Origin of the sequence: Pseudomonas sp. Irchel s3b6 (assembly GCF_900187415.1) — a bacterium.
In the GTDB taxonomy this organism is placed as follows: domain Bacteria; phylum Pseudomonadota; class Gammaproteobacteria; order Pseudomonadales; family Pseudomonadaceae; genus Aquipseudomonas.
Window position 1 is genome coordinate 41713 of record NZ_FYDM01000002.1, and the last position, 19541, is coordinate 61253.

The 19541-nt window shown below is 60.9% G+C and carries 14 protein-coding genes, 1 tRNA gene and 1 pseudogene; 6 read left to right on the plus strand and 10 right to left on the minus strand.

Features of this window, described 5'->3' with window-relative positions:
- Positions 1–171 precede the first annotated feature (171 nt).
- On the plus strand, positions 172–2097 hold the full coding sequence (locus CKW07_RS03655; protein WP_095143651.1) for a type VI secretion system Vgr family protein: 1926 nt from the start codon (positions 172–174) through the stop codon (positions 2095–2097).
- Here CKW07_RS03655 and CKW07_RS25610 read toward each other — a convergent pair.
- Both CKW07_RS25610 and CKW07_RS03660 read right to left on the minus strand, forming a co-directional pair.
- Positions 2094–2189, minus strand: a pseudogene (locus CKW07_RS25610) (hypothetical protein); the annotation flags it as partial. The gene CKW07_RS03655 and the pseudogene CKW07_RS25610 sit on opposite strands and share 4 nt — an antisense overlap.
- A gap of 92 nt (positions 2190–2281) precedes the next feature.
- Positions 2282–3145, minus strand: a complete 864-nt coding sequence (locus tag CKW07_RS03660; RefSeq protein ID WP_095143652.1) for a LysR substrate-binding domain-containing protein — start codon at positions 3143–3145, stop codon at positions 2282–2284.
- Between the two features lie 109 nt (positions 3146–3254).
- Here CKW07_RS03660 and CKW07_RS03665 point away from each other — a divergent pair, with 109 nt between their 5' ends.
- The 3 genes from CKW07_RS03665 (at position 3255) to CKW07_RS03675 (ending at position 6070) form a co-directional block, all read left to right on the plus strand.
- On the plus strand, positions 3255–4364 hold the full coding sequence (locus CKW07_RS03665) for a 2-aminoethylphosphonate--pyruvate transaminase (RefSeq protein ID WP_095143653.1): 1110 nt from the start codon (positions 3255–3257) through the stop codon (positions 4362–4364).
- Between the two features lie 131 nt (positions 4365–4495).
- Positions 4496–5323, plus strand: coding sequence for a phosphonoacetaldehyde hydrolase (gene phnX, locus CKW07_RS03670; RefSeq protein ID WP_095143654.1), 828 nt, complete (start codon positions 4496–4498; stop codon positions 5321–5323).
- Between the two features lie 198 nt (positions 5324–5521).
- Positions 5522–6070, plus strand: a complete 549-nt coding sequence (locus CKW07_RS03675; protein ID WP_095143655.1) for a cytochrome b — start codon at positions 5522–5524, stop codon at positions 6068–6070.
- A gap of 66 nt (positions 6071–6136) precedes the next feature.
- Here the strand turns inward: CKW07_RS03675 and CKW07_RS03680 are convergent, their stop codons facing one another.
- Positions 6137–7054: a 1-aminocyclopropane-1-carboxylate deaminase/D-cysteine desulfhydrase gene (locus CKW07_RS03680; protein WP_095143656.1), complete on the minus strand. Its 918-nt coding sequence runs from the start codon at positions 7052–7054 to the stop codon at positions 6137–6139.
- A gap of 127 nt (positions 7055–7181) precedes the next feature.
- Entirely contained in the window at positions 7182–9221 is a 2040-nt protein-coding gene (locus CKW07_RS03685) for an NADPH-dependent 2,4-dienoyl-CoA reductase (RefSeq protein WP_095143657.1), read from the minus strand.
- A 210-nt stretch (positions 9222–9431) separates the two neighbouring features.
- On the opposite strand from CKW07_RS03685, the gene CKW07_RS03690 reads away from it, so the two are divergent.
- Positions 9432–10562 carry a nitrilase-related carbon-nitrogen hydrolase gene (locus CKW07_RS03690; protein WP_095143658.1) on the plus strand — a complete coding sequence of 377 codons (1131 nt, stop codon included), beginning with the start codon at positions 9432–9434 and terminating at the stop codon, positions 10560–10562.
- 3 nt (positions 10563–10565) lie between these two features.
- Positions 10566–11606: an AraC family transcriptional regulator gene (locus CKW07_RS03695; protein ID WP_095143659.1), complete on the plus strand. Its 1041-nt coding sequence runs from the start codon at positions 10566–10568 to the stop codon at positions 11604–11606.
- A gap of 372 nt (positions 11607–11978) precedes the next feature.
- Here CKW07_RS03695 and CKW07_RS03700 read toward each other — a convergent pair whose 3' ends face one another.
- The 6 genes from CKW07_RS03700 to clpX all read right to left on the minus strand — a co-directional run bounded on the left by CKW07_RS03700 (position 11979) and on the right by clpX (position 19474).
- Positions 11979–12878, minus strand: coding sequence for a DUF2242 domain-containing protein (locus CKW07_RS03700; protein WP_095143660.1), 900 nt, complete (start codon positions 12876–12878; stop codon positions 11979–11981).
- A gap of 240 nt (positions 12879–13118) precedes the next feature.
- Positions 13119–14978, minus strand: coding sequence for a SurA N-terminal domain-containing protein (locus tag CKW07_RS03705; protein ID WP_095143661.1), 1860 nt, complete (start codon positions 14976–14978; stop codon positions 13119–13121).
- Positions 14979–15081: 103 nt separating this feature from the next.
- Positions 15082–15160 (minus strand) — tRNA-Asp (locus tag CKW07_RS03710).
- A gap of 53 nt (positions 15161–15213) precedes the next feature.
- Positions 15214–15486 (minus strand): HU family DNA-binding protein, encoded by a 273-nt coding sequence (locus CKW07_RS03715; RefSeq protein WP_002552737.1) that lies wholly within the window; start codon positions 15484–15486, stop codon positions 15214–15216.
- Between the two features lie 147 nt (positions 15487–15633).
- Positions 15634–18030 (minus strand): endopeptidase La, encoded by a 2397-nt coding sequence (lon, locus tag CKW07_RS03720; protein WP_095143662.1) that lies wholly within the window; start codon positions 18028–18030, stop codon positions 15634–15636.
- 160 nt (positions 18031–18190) lie between these two features.
- Positions 18191–19474, minus strand: a complete 1284-nt coding sequence (gene clpX / locus CKW07_RS03725; protein ID WP_095143663.1) for an ATP-dependent Clp protease ATP-binding subunit ClpX — start codon at positions 19472–19474, stop codon at positions 18191–18193.
- Positions 19475–19541 lie beyond the last annotated feature (67 nt).

Genomic DNA, 19541 nt, shown 5'->3' on the forward strand with positions numbered 1-19541 from the left:
TTGCGCAAGTTTATACGGCAAAAAGTTGGCAATCGACCAAAAAGTGTTGTCAGTGATCGACATCCTCACCAGCCGTTGTAGGGTATTTCCGAAAAACCGCCTTGGCCGACTATTGATGGCCAGTGTTTCGTAACCTCTATGCCCCCGCACCTCATGGCAGAAGAGTCTTTGATGCACAACGACAAGGAAAGCCCCTTCACCCTGACGCTCACCGAGCTCGGCTTGAGTTTCCCGGTCCGCCAGTTCAGCGGTCACGAAGCCCTGAATCAGGTCTATCGGTTCGAGGTTGAAATGCTCGGCCCCATACCGGCCATGGCGCTGGAGCACTTGCTGCACCAGCCGGCATGGCTCGAGATGAGCCGCGACACCGGCCTACACGGCATCGTCCACAGCGCCGGCCTGCACTACGAAGGCGCGCAGCAGATCGGCTACAACCTGAAGCTGGCACCCCGGCTGCAGACGCTGGAACAGCAGCCCCGACGCCGGGTGTTCCGGCAACTGAGCGTGCCAGGGCTGTTGCGCCAGTTGCTCAACGAACACAGACTGCCAGGCGACAGTTATCGGTTCGAACTGCCTAACGGTGAGTATCCGCTGCGCGAGTTCTGCATCCAGTACGATGAAACCGACCTGCACCTGCTGCACCGGTTGTGCGAAGAGGAAGGCCTGCATTTTCACTTTGAACACCACCCTGACCGGCACGTCCTGGTGTTCGCCGAGGACAGCACAAGCTTTGCCCTGCCTCCGGTCGAGACCACCTTTCACCTCGCCGCACACAGTGCCGACCCGTCGCAGATCACCCAACTGTCCGAGTGTCATGACCGGCCCTTCGGCGAACCGCAGGCCGGTTTCCAGCCGCGCGCCGACAACCTCGGCGTGCTCCCTACGCCCGCCGACGCCGCCAATCAGGCGCCCCTCGACACGCCGTCTGCGCCGGGCCGAATCGACCCTTTGCTCACGCGTCGCAACCAGTTGGGACGCCGGGCACTTGAGCGCACACGTTGCCGGCAGCGTCGAGTGCAGGGCCACAGCACCCAGCCCGAACTGCGCAGTGGCCGGACGCTGCAGGTCAGCGGCCATCCCGTGGCGGCACTCAACGATCAATGGCTGCTCTGCGATGTCCATCACGTTGGACAACAGCCCGGTGTGGACAGCCCCTGGCCGGAACAGCCGACAGGCTATGGCAATCAGTTCACCGCCATTCCCTGGGCCACCGAATTCAGGCCAGCCCTGACCCATCCCAAGCCATGTATCAGCGGCTATCAGGTTGGTTGTGTCATGGGGCCGGCCGGCAAACCCGCCGCGCTCGACGCTCAAGGGCGGATTGAGGTCTGCCTGTGGCCGCAGCAGTCCGGCGGACCAGGCGCGGGCGGCATTTGGTTGTCCCTTGTGCACACCGGCAGCGGGCAGCCTCGACTGCCCTTGGGCGGCAACGAGGTGCAGGTCGCCTTTCTCGATGCCGACCCCGACCGGCCTGTGCTGCTGGGCGACTTCACCGGTGCTGCGCCAGACGAGTCCGCGCAAAAGATTGAAGATCAGCCCATCAGCCTGAGCGCCAATGGCAATGTCCTGCATCTGACGCCGACCGCCATCACCCTGTCCGGCCCCATGATCAGCCCTGCGCAGCCCTCAAGCGCCCCGCCGGCTGCCTGCGAACATGTCGACGACACCGATAGGCTGGCGGAACACGCCACCGGCTGGAGCGGCGAGATCTATCTGTTCGAACAACCACCCTCCACTGCCCGACGACTGTCCGACACCATCTGGTACATCGTGCGCACGCCCCGCCCCGGCCTCAAGGAGCTGGACGGTCTCAACCGTGATGCCGTGATCATGGAAGGCCGCAGCCAGGCATCAGGCAACCTGTCACTGACGACCAAGCAGAAAAGACAGCTGGCCCACGAATATGCCCGCACGCCGGAGCAACTCTGCCTGCTGTATCCGGGGCAATGCGTGGCACTGGCTGACTACTTCCAGCAATACTGGACAAGTGAGCAGCGCCTGGATTTCATCGACAGCGCCAAAGCGGCCAGGGCACACCAGCGCGGGGTCGACAACCAGTTGCTGTTCGACTGGCTGGTGAACCGCCCCGGACACTAACCCTTGTCCGCCTTGCCGGCCGCGACGGCAAACCTGGCCAGCCGCACGTCCAGATGGCGTGGCCGCCGGCCATGGTCCTCCGCGGGCTCCTTGTACGCGACGGGTGGTGGCGACGTTCCTGCAGATGGTGCGCGAAAGCCTGGAGTAGACAGGTCCCGCCTGCCCGCAAAGGCCGCATCGCGCGCTATCCCCCTGGTGCCAGGCCAAAGAATGCCTGGATCAAGCGCAAATCCCGGCGTCGCTCCATGCAGCCGATCATGTGCCGGTTCACCAGCCCGTCGCCCAGGATCGGCACCGCCCGCACCCGTGGGTCGTGACTGACTTCCACCGACGACACCACCCCCACCCCCAGTTGGGCGGCGACGGCTTCGGTGACCGCCTCGCGACTGTCCAGCTCCAGCAACACCCGTGGATTGACCTTCGCCTGAACACAGGCGTCATCGAAGGTGCGGCGGGTAATCGAGCTCGGCTCGCGCAACACCATGATCACCTGATCCAGTTGCTTGAGCGCTACCCCCCGCTCCAGTGCGGCCCAAGGGTGGTTATCCGGCACCAGGGCGCAGATCCGCGATTCGCTCAAGGCTTGCAGGTGCAACCCTTTGCGCGGCTCGACCTCTGTCAGCACCGCCACATCAGCATGCTCGGACAACAGCGCCGCCAGGGTTTCCTGGGCATTGCCCAGGCGCAGGTTGACCGTGATTCCCGGATACCGCGCCCGCAGGCTGGCCAGCATCGGCATCACCATGTGCGGGCCGTCCGCCGCCACTTCCAGGCGTCCGGTCAGCAACTGCCGATTGGCTTCGAGCATCACCTGCGCTTCCTCGGCCAGGCCAAACATGGCCCGGGTGATCGCCGCCAGCTTGGTGCCCTCCTCCGTCAGCTCGACCCGCCGCGCGGTACGCCGCAACAGTGTGATCTGGTAGTGCTCCTCCAGTGCCTTGATGTGCCCAGTGACCGCCGGCTGGCTGATAAACAAGCGGGCAGCGGCCCGGGTAAAGCTGCCTTCACGGGCCACGGCATCAAATGCACGAAGCTGGAACAGATTCATGAATAACCCTTACTGATGGTTGGCATAACAACAAACAATTTGATTGATGGCACACCAAATTGCAATTTATGTCCCGTAGCTTCATCCCATTGAATGCGAGGACACGTGAATGAGTACTGCCGACCCCATCCTGCTCACCCCCGGCCCACTGACCACATCGGCCCGCACCCGCCAGGCGATGATGGTCGACTGGGGCTCATGGGATGACCGCTTCAACCAATTGACCGCCAGCCTGTGCGAACAACTGCTGACCATCGTCAACAGCACCGACAGCCACCACTGCGTCCCCTTGCAAGGCAGCGGCACCTTCGCCGTCGAAGCGGCCATCGGCACCCTGGTGCCACGGGACGGCAAGGTCCTGGTGCTGATCAACGGTGCCTATGGCAAACGCCTGGCGAAAATCTGCGAAGTGCTGGGCCGTTCGTTCAGCGCCTTCGAAACCGCCGAAGACGAACCGACCACGGCCGCCGACGTCGACCGCCTGCTGCGCGCCGACAACAGCATCACCCACGTGGCGTTGATTCACTGTGAGACCAGCACCGGGATTCTCAACCCGCTGCCGGACATCGCCCAGGTCATCGCCGGGCACGGTAAACGCCTGATCATCGACGCCATGAGCTCGTTTGGCGCGCTGCCCATCGACGCTCGCCAGGTTCCTTTCGATGCCCTGATCGCGGCCAGCGGCAAATGCCTGGAAGGCGTGCCGGGCATGGGCTTCGTCTTCGCCAACAAGGCCGCATTGGCCAATGCCGCCGGTAACTCCCACTCCCTGGCGATGGACCTGTTCGACCAGCACACCTACATGGCCAGGACCGGTCAGTGGCGTTTCACCCCGCCAACCCATGTGGTCGCCGCCCTGCACGAAGCACTGCTGCAATACAACGAAGAAGGCGGCCTGCCGGCGCGGCATCAGCGTTACGCGAGCAACTGCCGGGTGCTGCTCGAAGAAATGAGCAAACTGGGCCTGCGCAGCTTCCTGCCAGCCAGCATCCAGGCGCCGATCATCGTCACCTTCCACGCACCGAAGGACCCGCGCTACCAGTTCAAGGAGTTCTACGAACGGGTCAAGGCCAAGGGTTACATCCTCTACCCGGGCAAATTGACCCAAGTCGAAACCTTCCGCGTCGGCTGCATCGGTCACGTCAACGGTACCGAGATGCGAGCCGCCGTTGCCGCGGTCGCTGAAGTACTGCGCGAAATGGAAGTGCTCGACATCTGACCCCGCTGACGCACCGACTGTTGCAGGCGCTGGCTTGCCAGCGACGGACTCGACAGCACCGCGTTTATCCAGCAAACACGAGTCATCAACGATCTTCGCTGGCAAGCCAGCCCCTACAGGACATCCGTGCCATGAACTACAACAACCCAACCCAACTGCAAGCCGCCATCCTCGACTGGGCCGGCACCGTGGTCGATTTCGGCTCATTTGCCCCGACCCAGATTTTCGTCGAGGCCTTCGCCGAATTCGACGTCCAGGTCTCCATCGAAGAAGCCCGTGGGCCGATGGGCATGGGCAAGTGGGACCACATCCGCACCCTGTGCGATCAACCGCAGGTGGCCGAGCGCTATCGCCAGGTCTTCGGGCGCACACCGACCGACGCTGACGTGACCGCCATCTACCAACGCTTCATGCCCCTGCAAATCGAAAAAATCGCCGAACACTCGGCACTGATTCCAGGCGCCCTGGACACCATCGCCCAACTGCGCCAGCAAGGGATCAAGATCGGCTCGTGCTCCGGCTACCCCAAGCAGGTGATGGACAAGGTCGTGGAGCTGGCCGCCACCAATGGTTACGTGGCTGATCACGTGGTGGCCACCGACGAAGTACCCAACGGCCGCCCATGGCCGGCCCAGGCGCTGGCCAACGTGATTGCCCTGGGGATCGACGACGTCGCCGCCTGCGTGAAGATCGACGACACGGTGCCCGGTATCCTCGAAGGTCGGCGTGCCGGCATGTGGACCGTTGCGCTGATCTGCTCGGGCAACGCCCTGGGCCTGACGTACGAAGGCTATCGTGCGCTGGCCAGCGACACCCTGGCCAGTGAACGCAAACGCATTCACGCCCTGTTCGAAGGCTCGCGCCCGCACTACATGATCGACACCATCACGGACCTGCCAGAAGTGATTGCCGACATCAACAAACGCCTGGCCAAGGGCGAAATGCCGCAAGGCAGCTAACTGTCCCGGGACGTTCGAGCAGCACCAACCCCTGAACCGGGCTGGCGTTTTTTTTGACCAGAACACCCGTCGCAGAGCGCTCGTAGCATGACAAAAGCCTGACCTGGCTCAGGCAAACCCGCGCAAACAGGATTACAGTGACCGCACTCCGTCACACAAGAGCGGGGAATTTCAGACCTGACTAGCGAGGAAATACCTATGCCATGGAAGAATTTGGAATCACGCTACAGCACGATATCAGTCACATTGCACTGGTTGATGCTGGTCCTGCTGGCGGTGGTTTACGCTTGTATCGAACTGCGCGGGATCTTTCCCAAGGGCAGTGAAGGGCGCACCCTGATCAAGGAAGCCCACTTCATGCTCGGCCTGACGGTGTTCGTGCTGGTCTGGCTACGCCTGCTTGCCCGCAGCCTGGGGGTTGCCCCGAAAATCAAGCCGACGCCGCCGCAATGGCAGAGCGCTCTCGCCACCCTGATGCATGTTGCACTGTATGTATTCATGATCAGCATGCCGATTCTAGGCTGGCTGATTACCAGCGCCGCAGGCCATCAGGTGATGTTCTACGGCGTCGACTTGCCGCTGCTGATCGATGAAAACAAGGACCTGGCCAAACAGATCGAGGGCTGGCACGTCCTGGGCGGCACTATCGGCTATTGGCTGATCGGCCTGCACGCGGTGGCTGGCCTGGCTCACCACTACGTGTACCGCGACAACACGCTGCTGCGGATGCTGCCTAAACGCGGCTGAGCACCGACGCCACGCTCTGGCGAGGGACCCCGCGCCCTCGCCACACGCACCGTGCCCGCTTGTGCCCTACGAACTCAAGCCCCGACGACCCTGCAGGCCACCCGTGTGGATGAAGATCAAGCGCGTCCCGGTGGCAAAGCGTCCAGACTCCACCTGCTGCTTGAGCGCCAACAACGCCTTGCCGGTGTACAAGGGTTCCAGCGGAATACCACTGGCCCGTTCGGTGGCGTCAATGAACGCCAGCAATGTCGGATCGACCTTGGCAAAGCCACCACGACTGCCATCGAACAGCTCATAGCCTCCGTCGGGCATCCCACACTCACTCAATATCCCGTCGACCTGCTGCGCCACGCCATGATCATCCGGCACGGCCAGCACACCCAGTACGGGGTGCCTGCCGGCCTCCGCCAGCACCAGGCCGGCCAAGGTGGTGCCGGTTCCACAGGCCAGCCACCAGCCATCATGGTCAGGCCAGCCCAGCGCCTCCAATTGCCCGGCCGCCAACGCCAATAACTGTCCGCACCCTCGAGCGCCCAACACCGTGCCCCCGCCTTCGGGCATCGGATGCAAATCCGGGTAGCGCTCCCGCCACGGTTGCCAGAAACCGGGTTGGTGCCGAGCCCGATAGCCGCCATACCCCAACCAGTGCAATTGCATGCCGAAAGCCTGCAAGTCCTGCACCGTCGAAGTGTCCTGGGGATGGCCGCGCAACAGGCCCACGGTTGCAAAACCAAAGCGCTTGCCCGCGGCCGCCAGGGCATGCAGGTGATTGGACCAGGCGCCACCGAGGCTGATGACACCCTTGGCCCCGCTTTCGCTGGCGAACCTCAGGTGCTCGATCAACTTGAACCACTTGTTGCCCGAGATCAGCGGATCGATGAGATCCAGCCGCAGCACCGCCACCTCGACACCCGCGCGAGCGAGCCAGTCCAGGTGCAGGGGTTGAAGCGGGGCCTGGGGGAGCCAGTGGGGAGGGAAAAGCATGAGGGATCGGTTCTGGGAGAAAAGAACCGGGATTTTAACAGCCTGCTACGGCTTGTGTGGCGAGGGAGTGGCTGCGGATACCTACCACCGTGGCGAGGGCACTTGCTCCCTCGCCACAGGGATTGAGTTACAGCTCGGCCGCCAGGCGCGAACCCTGATTGATCGCACGCTTGGCATCCAGCTCGGCCGCGACATCCGCCCCGCCGATCAGGTGCACATTCTGCCCGGCAGCCACCAGGCCATCGTGCAGCTCACGCAGCGGATCCTGGCCAGCGCAGATCACGATGTTGTCCACGGGCAACACCTGCGGCTCGCCAGCTTCGCCAATGCGAATGTGCAACCCCTCATCATCGATCTTCAGGTACTCGACACTGTTGAGCATCTGCACCTGCTTGTTCTTCAGGCCTGTGCGGTGAATCCAGCCGGTAGTCTTGCCCAGGCCGTCGCCGACCTTGGATTTCTTGCGTTGCAGCAGGAACACTTCACGGGCCGGGGCATGGGGCACCGCCTTGATCCCGGCAACACCGCCACGGGCTTCAAGGTGAGTGTCGATGCCCCACTCCTTCCAGAACGCTTCCCGGTCCTGGCTGGTGGCGACACCTTGATGCACGAGGAACTCCGAGACGTCAAAACCGATGCCGCCGGCGCCAATCACCGCGACTTTCTTGCCGACCGGCTTGCGCTCCAGGATCACGTCCAGGTAGCTCAGGACCTTGGCATGCTCGACGCCTGGAATAGCCGGTACGCGAGGTGCGATACCGGTGGCCAGGATCACCTCGTCGTATCCGCCGGCCACCAGTTGCGCAACATCGACCCGGGTGTTCAGGCACACCTCGACATGGGTGGTCTGCAGTTTGCGCTTGAAGTAACGCAGGGTTTCAAAGAACTCTTCCTTGCCCGGCACGCGCTTGGCGATGTTGAACTGGCCGCCGATCTCGCTGGCGGAATCGAACAGGGTCACCTGGTGGCCGCGCTCGGCAGCCACGGTCGCGGCGGACAACCCGGCCGGGCCGGCGCCGACCACGGCGATCTTCTTGAGTTGCTGCACCGGCAGGTAGTTGAGTTCGGTTTCGTGGCAGGCCCGCGGGTTGACCAGACACGAGGTCAACTTGCCGCCAAAGGTGTGGTCCAGGCAGGCTTGGTTGCAGCCGATGCAGGTGTTGATTTCATCGCTACGGCCTTCGGCCGCCTTGTTGACGAACTCCGGGTCGGCGAGGAACGGCCGCGCCATCGACACCATGTCAGCGTCGCCTTCGGCGAGGATCTGTTCGGCCACTTCCGGGGTGTTGATGCGGTTGGTGGTGATCAGCGGAATGCCGACCGTCCCACGCAGCTTGGCCGTGACCTTGCTGAACGCCCCACGCGGCACCTTGGTGGCGATGGTCGGAATACGCGCTTCGTGCCAACCGATACCGGTGTTGATGAGGGTCGCGCCAGCCTGCTCGATGGCCTTGGCCAACTGCACGATCTCTTCCCAGGTACTGCCGCCTTCCACCAGGTCGAGCATCGACAGGCGGAAGATGATGATGAAGTTCGGGCCTACCGCTTCCCGTACGCGACGGACGATTTCCACGGGCAGGCGCATACGATTTTCGTAGCTGCCGCCCCAACGGTCGGTGCGGTGGTTGGTGTGCGCGGCGAGGAACTGGTTAATGAAATAACCTTCCGAGCCCATGATCTCGACACCGTCGTACTCGGCCTTTTGTGCCAGCACGGAACAGGTGACGAAGTCGCTGATCTGCTTCTCGATGCCCTCCTCGTCCAGCTCCTTTGGCTTGAACGGGTTGATCGGTGCCTGGATCGCACTCGGCGCCACTTGTTTCGGGCTATAGGCATAACGCCCGGCGTGGAGGATCTGCATGCAGATCTTGCCGCCCGCCTCGTGCACGGCCCGGGTGACGATCTGATGCTTGAGCGCTTCCTCCTCGGTGGTCAGCTTGGCGGCACCGGAATAAACGCCGCCCTCGTCGTTCGGGCCGATACCGCCGGTGACCATCAAGCCAACACCACCGCGCGCGCGCTCGGCGAAGTACGCCGCCATGCGCTCGAAGCCACCCGGTTTTTCTTCAAGGCCGGTGTGCATCGAGCCCATCAGGGTACGGTTGCGCAACGTAGTAAAACCCAGGTCCAGCGGGGCCAACAGGTGCGGGTAGTGAGTGGCGGCCATCGGTAACTCCACAACGAGCAATCACGGAAAAAGTGCGGACGCTCTTGGGCGTCCATCGGTTATGTGGCACAGACTAAGAGCAGGCCCGCCGCCACTCAATGACCGTAAGTGACAAGTTATTGATCCAAATGCGCAGCACCCCTTGGCATTCTCCAGCCTGGGGCCTACCCTAGGCACCGAACCCTGCACACGGCCATCGACTGTTTTCCCATGCGCAAACTTCTGTACCTGACCTTCTCCATGGCGCTGCTCGCCATCATCACCAGCTACGCCATGTGGACAGCGCAACGCCCGATGGGCCATTACCTGTCCGACCTGCGGATCAACCTCGCCGTCGATCAGGGTGTACCGAGCGACCGCGGCAATCTGCTGGGCATCCAGCCCGAGCTGTTCCCCACCGATTATCAAAGCCCCGAACGCCTGCATCGCAAGCTCGCAGCCTATCTGCAGCACGCACGCGAACAAGGCCTGCTCAACGAAAAGACCATTGTGGTGCTGCCCGAACACATCGGCACCTGGCTGATGCTAAGCGGCGAAAAAGACGAGCTGTACCAGGCCGCCACGCTTGAGGAAGCCATGAACTGGCTCGCGGTGAGCAATCCTTTATCCTTTGTGCGAGCCGTGATCAGTGCCAAGGGCGACAACCGCCTGGATGACGCGCACCTGCGCATGAAGGCCAAGGACATGGCCAGCCAGTACCAGGCCCTGTTCGGCGGGCTGGCCAAGGCGTTCGGCGTGACCCTGGTGGCCGGCAGCATCGTGCTGCCCGAACCGAGCGTCAACGACGGCACACTACGCGTCGGACGCGGCCCGCTGTACAACACCAGCCTGGTATTTGGCCGCGACGGGGTGCCCCTGGGCCAGCCACAGCGCCAGTTGTACCCGGACCCGGAGAGACAAGGCTACATCCAGCCAGGCACCGAGCACGCACTGCAAGTCGTCGACACACCGGCCGGGCGCCTGGGTGTGCTGATCGGCAACGACAGCTGGTACCCCGGCAACTACCGCACACTCAACGACCAGGGCGCACAGCTGATCGCCGTGCCGGCATTTGTCAGGGGCCGCTCTGGCTGGGACAAACCCTGGCGGGGTTATCAGGGTTCACCGACGCCTGGTGATGTCGGCCTCAAACCTGGCGAACTCAGTGAAGGCCAGGCCTGGCATCGCCTGACGCTGACCAGCCAGCCACCATTGAGCCAGGCCAGTGCTGGCGTCAGCGTGTTCCTGCGCGGGCAATTCTGGGACCGGGGCAGCGCGGGGCAAAGCTTCCTGAGCAGCCATGGCCAGCACGTTGGCGACAGCGAAGCCCGCGGTGCGCGCTTGCTCAATATCTGGTTGTAACCCATGAAACCGCTGCCGATGCGCCTCGGTGACCTGTCGGTCGGCTTCGTCCACAGCCTGGCGGACGCCATACGCAGCCACGACCTGGACCCGCAGCCCCTGCTGGAACAATACGGCCTCGATGCCGCGCGCCTGGCTGAAGCTGGCGCCCGCTTGTCGATTCCGCGCTACATGCGCCTGGGCCATGCGGCGATCCAGCTGACGAACGACCCGGCGCTGGGCCTGCGCATGGGCCGGCTCAGCCGCCTGAGCCAGGCCGGACTGGCAGGCATCACCGCCGCCCAGGCACCGACCGTCCGCGAGGCGGCCCGCTGCCTGATTCGTTTCGAGGCCCTGTACGGCTCCAACTATCGCGGCCAGTCGAGCTTCCATGAGGACGCACAGGGGGCCTGGCTACGGTTCTACTCCATCAGCCCGTACAACGCCTACAACCGCTTTGTGGTGGATTCGATCATCGCCGGCTGGTTGCAGCAACTGTCCAGCGTCAGCCCTGAACCCTTACGTGCCGAGCGGGTCGACATCGAGTTCAGCGAACCGGATTACCGCGAACAGTACGCGCTGCTGGGCGATTGCCCGCTGCAGTTCGGTGCCGAGCAGAACCAGTTACGCCTCAGTCAGGCCAGCCTGGCCCAGCGCAACCCGGAGCATTGCCCGAGTACCTGGCGACACCTGTTGCAACTGTGTGAACGGGAACTGGAGCAATTGACCCGCACCCGCAGCCTGCGTGAACGCATCACCGCGCTGCTGGGACCGTTGCTCAATGGTGGTCGTGAACCCGACCTGGAAGAAGTGGCGGCGCGCTTGAAACTGCCGACCTGGACCTTGCGGCGCAAGCTCGCCGAAGAAGGCACGCAGTTTCGCGCGATTCTCAACGACACCCGCCGCGATCTGGCCATGACCTATATCCGCGACACCGAACTGGCCTTTGGCGAGATCGCCTACCTGCTGGGGTTCGCTTCGGCCGAAGCCTTTCAACGCGCGTTCAAGCGCTGGAACAACCAGACACCCGGCGAGTTTCGTCGCAGTCACCGGCAATCGGCCTGAAGCTGAAAACTTGCAGCTTGTAGCTGTACCTCTTACAACTCCGTTGCGTCTTCGGCCGGTTCCAGCGGGTCCAGTTCGAACGCCTGATATTCCAGCAGTTCTTCTTGATAATCGTCCATTGAGATGTCCTTCCTGAGTCGTGTTGAAAACCGTTTAACCCTTGACCTTCGCCATCAGCATAAAGTGCTCGCATGAACAAAAAATGACGCGGGTGAACGCCAGCACCTGCTGATAAAACGTAGCAGGCACCGAAGAATTTATCACGGGACAACTCGAACAGAGGTTGACGTACATCAACCCGCGCGCCCTGCGCGCGCATCGCTGGAGTAACGCTGCGTAACCAGCCTTCGATTGCGCAACGCCGGATTCGGATTACTGGCCGGAGGACGGCAAGGCAGGGATCGGTTCGCTTGGGGCGGGCAACACGCTTGAGTTCACGACTTGGGGCTCAGGCACTGGCTCGACATGGGTCACAGGCGTGATCGCGGCGGCTTCGGTTGGCGCCGCAACCGGTTCGGAAGCCGTCGACACCGGTTGTGCCTGCTCAACCGCCACGGGCATTGCAGGTACCGGATCGACGGCCGAAGGGGCTGCCGGTGGCGGAGCCGGCTCGATGATCGGCGCGGGTGTCGGTTCCGGGGCTGGGGCGGGCGTTGGATCCGCTGCCGGTGCCGGCGCGGCGGGGGCAGCCTTGGGTTCTGGCACACCCAGGTCAGTCTTTGGCTTCTCGGGAATATGCGCCGCTTTTTTTACATCAGGTGGCAGGAACAGTTCGACCAAGGCAAAAAAACGCTCGTAAAACTTCCCGGAGGTCACGGTTTCACTGGCGACCTTGACCATCGAGTCGTCGGAGGAGCCGATCGGCATCGACACCGAACCCAGCACACCGACACCCAGGCTGGCGGAGTTGTTGGTTTTCTTCAGCGCATAACGGTCCTGCAAGGCGTTGGCAAACATCGTCGCGTGATGGCTGCTGTCCTCGGCACAGACCACATTGAAGCTGATTTCCATGTGGGTTTCGCCCGTCTGCTGAAAGCTCTTGTGACCGCTGATCAGTTTCGGATCGGAACTGGTGATGATATAGCCTTGGCTCAGCAACGCCCGACGGGCCGCCTCGCACGTCGCCACATCAGTCACTGGGTACTTGCGCGAAAACGTCCCGGAATCGTCGAAGTTTTCATGCTCATAGATGGCCTGATCCTTCGAACAACCGGCGACCGCTGCCAGCATCAACGCCAGCCCGGCGGCACGCACATGAAATGATTTGAACATTGAACATCCTGAAAAAAACGACCCGGGGCGTATTGTGCAACAGTTCGGCCCGTTACGGCGCATGGATTAGTGGCTTGCACCCGCTACACCACTACTGACCACGATTTTCCGGAAAAGTCGCACACACCGATGATCGACGAACACCCGTAGCTTCGCCGCCCAGCCTTGAGGTGCACAAAGCAAAAGACCCCGGCATCACTGCCGGGGTCTTCGCGGGTTACTCAGCCAGTACGTCAGGCATCAGAAGCGCTTGACGTCTGCCTCGCTTTCCAGCTGCTTGCGGTAGGCAGCAAAGTCTTGCTGACCCACACGCGATGCCAGGAAGCGACGGTACTGAGCCTTCTCTTCTTCAGTCGGTGCGGCGGCTTCGTTCACGCCATTGAGGCGCACAATCACCAGGCTGCCATCAGGCAGGGTCACGCTGCTGAAGGACGGCTTGTCCTTGGCCGCAGGCTTTGGCATGCGGAACAAGGCTTGCAGCACGGCCGGGTCAACACCTTCCTGGCCTCGGGTGGCCGCTTCGGTGACTTTCCAGCTCAGGCTGTCGAGCGCCGTCTTGCCGTCGCGCAGGCTGGCAACCAGCTCATCGGACTTGGTCTTGGCGGCTGCACTGGCGTGCTCCTTGACCAATTGCCCGCGGATAGCGGCATCGACGCTGGCCAGCGGCAGTTGCTCAGGCTTGCGATGCTCCTTGGCACGCAGCACGATGACCGTTTCCGGGTCCAGCTCGATGGCGGTGCTGTTGGCACCTTCATCCAGCACTTCCGGGCTGAACGCCGCAGCGATCACGGCACGGTTGGCCGTCACACCCTCACCGCCTTCACGGCCGAATGGCGCAGACGTGTGGACGGTCAATTTCAGGTCCGCCGCAGGCTGCGCCAGATCAGAGGCTTCAAAGGACGCGTCTTCCAGTTGCTTGGTCACTTCCACGAAACGCTGCTCGACCTGCTGGGTTTTCGCCTCGCGGGTCAGCTTGCCTTTCAGGCTGTCGAAGCTGGGGACTTCAGGCGCTTCAACGCCCAGCAGCTTGATCAGGTGGAAACCGTAGTCCGTACGAACCGGCGCCGATACCTGGTCCTTGTTCAGCGCATACAGCGCTGTTTCAAAGGCCGGATCGTAGACACCCTGGCCTGCGTAACCCAGGTCACCGCCGTTGCCAGCCGAACCCGGGTCCTGGGAGAACTCCTTGGCCAGCGCCTCGAAGCTTTCACCTTTGGCCAGGCGTGCCTGAACTTCCTCGATTTTGGCCTTGGCTTGCGCCTCGTTCACCTTGTCGTTGACTTCGATCAGGATGTGCGCAGCCCGACGTTGCTCGGCCAGGTTGGCAATCTCTTTCTGATACGCCGCCTGCAGCTCTTCGTCGTTGACAGTCACCTGGTCAAAGAAGGAGGCCTTCTTCAATTCAAGGTAATCGATGACCACCTGATCGGGCGTCATGAACTCCTTGGCGTGCTCGTCGTAGTAAGCCTTGACCTCTTCGTCGGTCAGTTTCACGGCCGCAGGGTCTGCCTTGACGTTCAGGGTCGCGAAGTCGCGGGTCTGTTTTTCCAGACGGGCGAAAGCCAGTACCTGTGCATCGGTGACAAAACCGCTGCCCGCCAGGCCCGCGCGCAGCTGGCCAATCAGCATTTCCTGAGCCAGCATCTGGCGGAATTGCATACGGCTGTAACCCAGCTGACGGATCACTTGGTCGAAGCGATCGCTGTTGAACTTGCCGTCCACCTGGAACTCAGGCGTTTGCAGGATCACCTGGTCCAAAGCCGCTTCGGAGAAAGCGAATTTCGAATCTTGCGCGCCCTGCAGCAGCAGCTTGCGATCGATCAGGCCCTTGAGCGCCGATTCACGCAGCATTTTTTCGTCGAGCAAGGAAGCATCGAAGTCCTTGCCCAGTTGTTGCATAAGCTGGCGGCGTTGCATGTCGACCGCCTGGCTCAGCTCGCTTTGACTGATGACTTCACCATTGACCTTGGCCGCGTCCTGGCTGTTGGTCGTCGCCTGGAAAATGGCCTCGATACCGGTGAACGCCATCAGTACAACGATGATCCCGATAATGGTCTTGGCAATCCAGCCTTGTGAATTGTCCCTGATATTCTGCAGCATGCGTCCCCCAGAAACGGTTGAACTTCAAAAATTAGGCAACCGTGGAGCGTGGGTAGAATCCGGATAGAAGAAAGGCGCATCCGAGGATGCGCCTTCTCGTAACTGGCGGAGCGGACACGGGGCTCGAACCTGCGACCCCCGGCGTGACAGGCCAGTATTCTGGCCGACCGAACTACCGCTCCGCTGCCAAGTCAGGCATAGACCCGACCCGGATAGGCAAAAAACCGAGTGAGGCTTAGTTAACAGCTTCTTTCAGTGCTTTACCGGCTTTGAAACCTGGCTTTTTGGCGGCTGCGATTTCCAGAGTCTTACCGGTCTGAGGGTTACGGCCGATACGAGCTGGACGATCAGTGACGGAGAAAGTACCGAAACCCACCAGAACAACAGAGTCGCCGGCCTTCAGAGCGCCAGTGACGGATTCGATTACAGCGTCCAGCGCACGGCCAGCAGCAGCTTTCGGGATATCAGCGGATGCAGCGATAGCATCAATCAGTTCCGACTTGTTCACTCTAAGTCCCCTTATATCTATTTGAGATGATTCTAAGTTTTTTGGTGAAAGCAAAAACGAGTGCTGAATGGCCTACAGACACTTAAGAGCCGCTTTATAACAAGGGCTCTAAAAAACTGTCAAGGAAGCCCCCCAGGCAAATACGTATTAATGCGTGCTAATTCTTTCCTTAGAGTCAGACTCGCGTTTTTCATCCTTCGCGACTATCTCGGGAGCCACATCCGGCAAGGGCTCCGGCGCGTATTGCAGCGCAATTTGCAGGACCTCGTCAATCCATTTAACCGGTTTAATCTGCAGATCCTGCTTGATATTGTCCGGAATTTCCTTCAAATCGCGTACGTTCTCTTCAGGAATGATCACCGTCTTGATCCCGCCACGGTGTGCCGCCAACAGTTTTTCCTTCAGGCCACCGATCGCCAGCACCTGGCCACGCAAGGTGATTTCACCGGTCATGGCAACATCGGCGCGCACCGGAATCCCGGTCAGGGCCGATACCAGCGCCGTGCACATGCCTACACCCGCGCTAGGGCCATCCTTGGGCGTCGCCCCTTCCGGCATATGGATGTGGGTGTCGCGCTTCTCATGGAAGTCCAGCGGGATCCCCAGGCTCTTCGCTCGGCTGCGTACCACCGTCAGGGCCGCAGTGATCGATTCGACCATGACATCGCCCAGCGAACCGGTCTTGATCAACTGCCCCTTGCCAGGCACCACGGCCGCTTCGATGGTCAGCAATTCGCCGCCCACCTGGGTCCAGGCCAGGCCCGTGACCTGGCCCACCTGATCCTGCTGCTCGGCCAGGCCGTAACGGAATTTGCGCACACCGAGGAAGTGCTCGAGCATGTCGGCGGTCACTTTCACCGAGAAGCGTTTTTCCAGCGCATGCTCTTTGACCGTCTTGCGGCACACCTTGGCAATCTGGCGCTCAAGGCCACGTACACCGGCTTCGCGGGTGTAGTAGCGAATGATGTCGCGGATCGCTTCAGCGTCGAATTCCAGCTCGCCTTTTTTCAGGCCGTTGGCCTGAATCTGTTTAGGCGAAAGGTATTTGACGGCAATGTTGATCTTCTCGTCTTCGGTGTAGCCCGGCAGACGGATCACTTCCATCCGGTCCAGCAATGCCGGTGGGATGTTCATCGAGTTCGAGGTGCACAGGAACATCACATCGGACAAGTCGTAGTCGACTTCCAGATAGTGATCGTTGAAATTGTGGTTCTGCTCGGGATCGAGCACTTCCAGCAACGCCGACGCCGGATCACCACGCATGTCGCTGCCCATCTTGTCGATTTCGTCGAGCAGGAACAGCGGGTTGCGCACGCCCACCTTTGTCATTTTTTGAATCAATCTTCCTGGCATCGAACCGATGTAAGTACGGCGATGACCACGAATTTCCGCTTCGTCACGCACGCCACCCAAGGCCATGCGGACAAATTTACGGTTGGTCGCGTGGGCAATCGACTCCGCCAGGGAGGTCTTGCCTACACCCGGAGGGCCAACCAGGCACAACACCGGACCGCGAATTTTCTTCACGCGCTTTTGCACGGCGAGGTATTCGAGAATCCGCTCTTTGACTTCTTCCAGACCATAGTGGTCGGCATCGAGAATGTCTTCTGCGCGGGCCAGGTCCAGACGCACCTTGCTCTGTGCCTTCCACGGCACCTGCACCAGCCAGTCGATGTAGGAGCGCACCACGGTCGCTTCAGCCGACATCGGCGACATTTGCTTGAGTTTGTTCAGCTCAGCCTGGGCTTTGGCCAGGGCATCCTTTGGCAGGCCTGCGGCATCGATGCGCTTTTTCAGCTCTTCGACTTCGTTGTGGCCTTCCTCGCTGTCGCCGAGCTCTTTCTGAATGGCCTTCATCTGCTCATTCAGGTAGTACTCGCGCTGACTGCGCTCCATTTGCTTTTTGACGCGGCCACGAATACGTTTTTCGACTTGCAGCAGGTCGATTTCGGCATCCAGCAATGCCAGGACGTGCTCGACCCGGGCCGACAAATCGAGAATCTCGAGGATTTCCTGCTTCTGCTCGATTTTCAGCGCCATATGGGCGGCCATGGTATCGACCAGGCGGCCAGGCTCATCGATGCTGTTGAGCGACGACAGGACTTCGGCGGGAACCTTCTTGCCCAATTGAACGTATTGTTCGAACTGCGACAGCAAACTGCGGACAAACACTTCCGACTCGCGCTCGGGCGCGTCGACCTCGTCAATCAGCGAAACTTCGGCACGGCAGTGGCCGTCCACTTCCATGAAACGCTCGACGGCGCCGCGCTGCTCGCCTTCGACCAGCACCTTGACGGTGCCGTCAGGCAACTTGAGCAACTGCAGAACGGTCGCGATGGTACCTACACGGTAAAGTGCGTCTTCACCGGGATCGTCGTCAGCAGGGTTTCTCTGGGCCAGCAGAAGGATCTGCTTCTCGCCCGTCATCGCGGCCTCGAGGGCTTCGATGGATTTCTCGCGCCCCACGAACAGCGGGATAACCATGTGCGGATAAACCACGACATCACGCAATGGCAGGAGAGGCAATTCGATGGTTGTCTTCATGATTTCGCCTCTACGGCGGCCATAAGGCCGTAAACAGATGGAAGTAAGCTTGAAACCAAGATGGGGGCTGCCTTGAAAAAAAACAAGCTCAAAGAAGGCACTGAACCCGCTAAAAGCAAAGGGGCCCGAAGGCCCCTTCTTTAAACCAGCAGTGCGACGCTTACGCGTCTGGCGCTGCCTTGGCAGCCGGCTCACTGTTTTCGTAGATAAACAGTGGCTTGGACTTGCCTTCTATAACGCTTTCATCGATCACTACTTTACTCACCTCGGACTGCGAGGGGATTTCATACATAGTGTCGAGCAGTACGCCTTCGAGGATCGAACGCAATCCACGAGCACCGGTCTTGCGTTCCAGTGCGCGCTTGGCGACCGATTTCAGGGCGTCGGAGCGGAACTCCAGGTCTACGCCTTCCATCTCGAACAGCTTGGCATACTGTTTGGTCAGAGCATTTTTCGGCTCGGTGAGGATCTGCATCAGCGCAGCCTCGTCGAGCTCGTCCAGCGTCGCAAGAACCGGCAGACGACCGACGAATTCCGGGATCAGACCGAACTTGACCAGATCGTCAGGTTCGACTTCACGCAGGGACTCACCCACCTTCTTGCCTTCTTCCTTGCTGCGCACTTCCGCGCTGAAACCAATGCCGCCCTTGGTGGAACGGTTTTGAATAACCTTTTCCAGACCGGAGAACGCACCACCGCAGATGAACAGGATGTTACGGGTGTCGACCTGAAGGAATTCCTGTTGCGGGTGCTTGCGACCGCCTTGTGGCGGAACGGAAGCGACCGTACCTTCGATCAACTTGAGCAGGGCCTGCTGCACGCCTTCACCGGAAACGTCCCGAGTGATCGACGGGTTGTCGGACTTGCGCGAAATCTTGTCGATTTCATCGATATAGACAATGCCCATCTGGGCTTTTTCCACGTCGTAATCGCACTTCTGCAACAGCTTCTGAATGATGTTTTCAACGTCCTCGCCCACGTAACCCGCCTCGGTGAGGGTGGTTGCGTCGGCGATTGTGAACGGAACGTTCAGCAAGCGGGCCAGTGTTTCGGCTAGCAGGGTCTTACCCGAGCCTGTCGGGCCGATCAGCAAAATGTTGCTCTTGCCGAGTTCGACGTCGTCACTCTTCTTGTCACGCTGGTTCAGGCGCTTGTAGTGGTTGTACACCGCTACGGCCAGAACCTTTTTCGCACGCTCCTGACCAATCACATACTGGTCAAGGATGCCGCTGATTTCTTTAGGCGAAGGCAATTTATGCGCGCTGCTCTCGGCCTGGGCTTCCTGCACCTCCTCACGGATGATGTCGTTGCACAGGTCGACGCACTCGTCGCAGATAAAGACCGAGGGGCCGGCAATCAATTTGCGTACTTCATGCTGGCTTTTGCCACAGAAGGAGCAATAGAGCAGCTTGCCGTTGTCCTCGCCGTTGCGGGTGTCAGTCATTCGTTCGATCCAAATCCGATAGGCTTGCAACACAAGATGAAGGCTATTGCGGGCTTTTTCAAGCCCG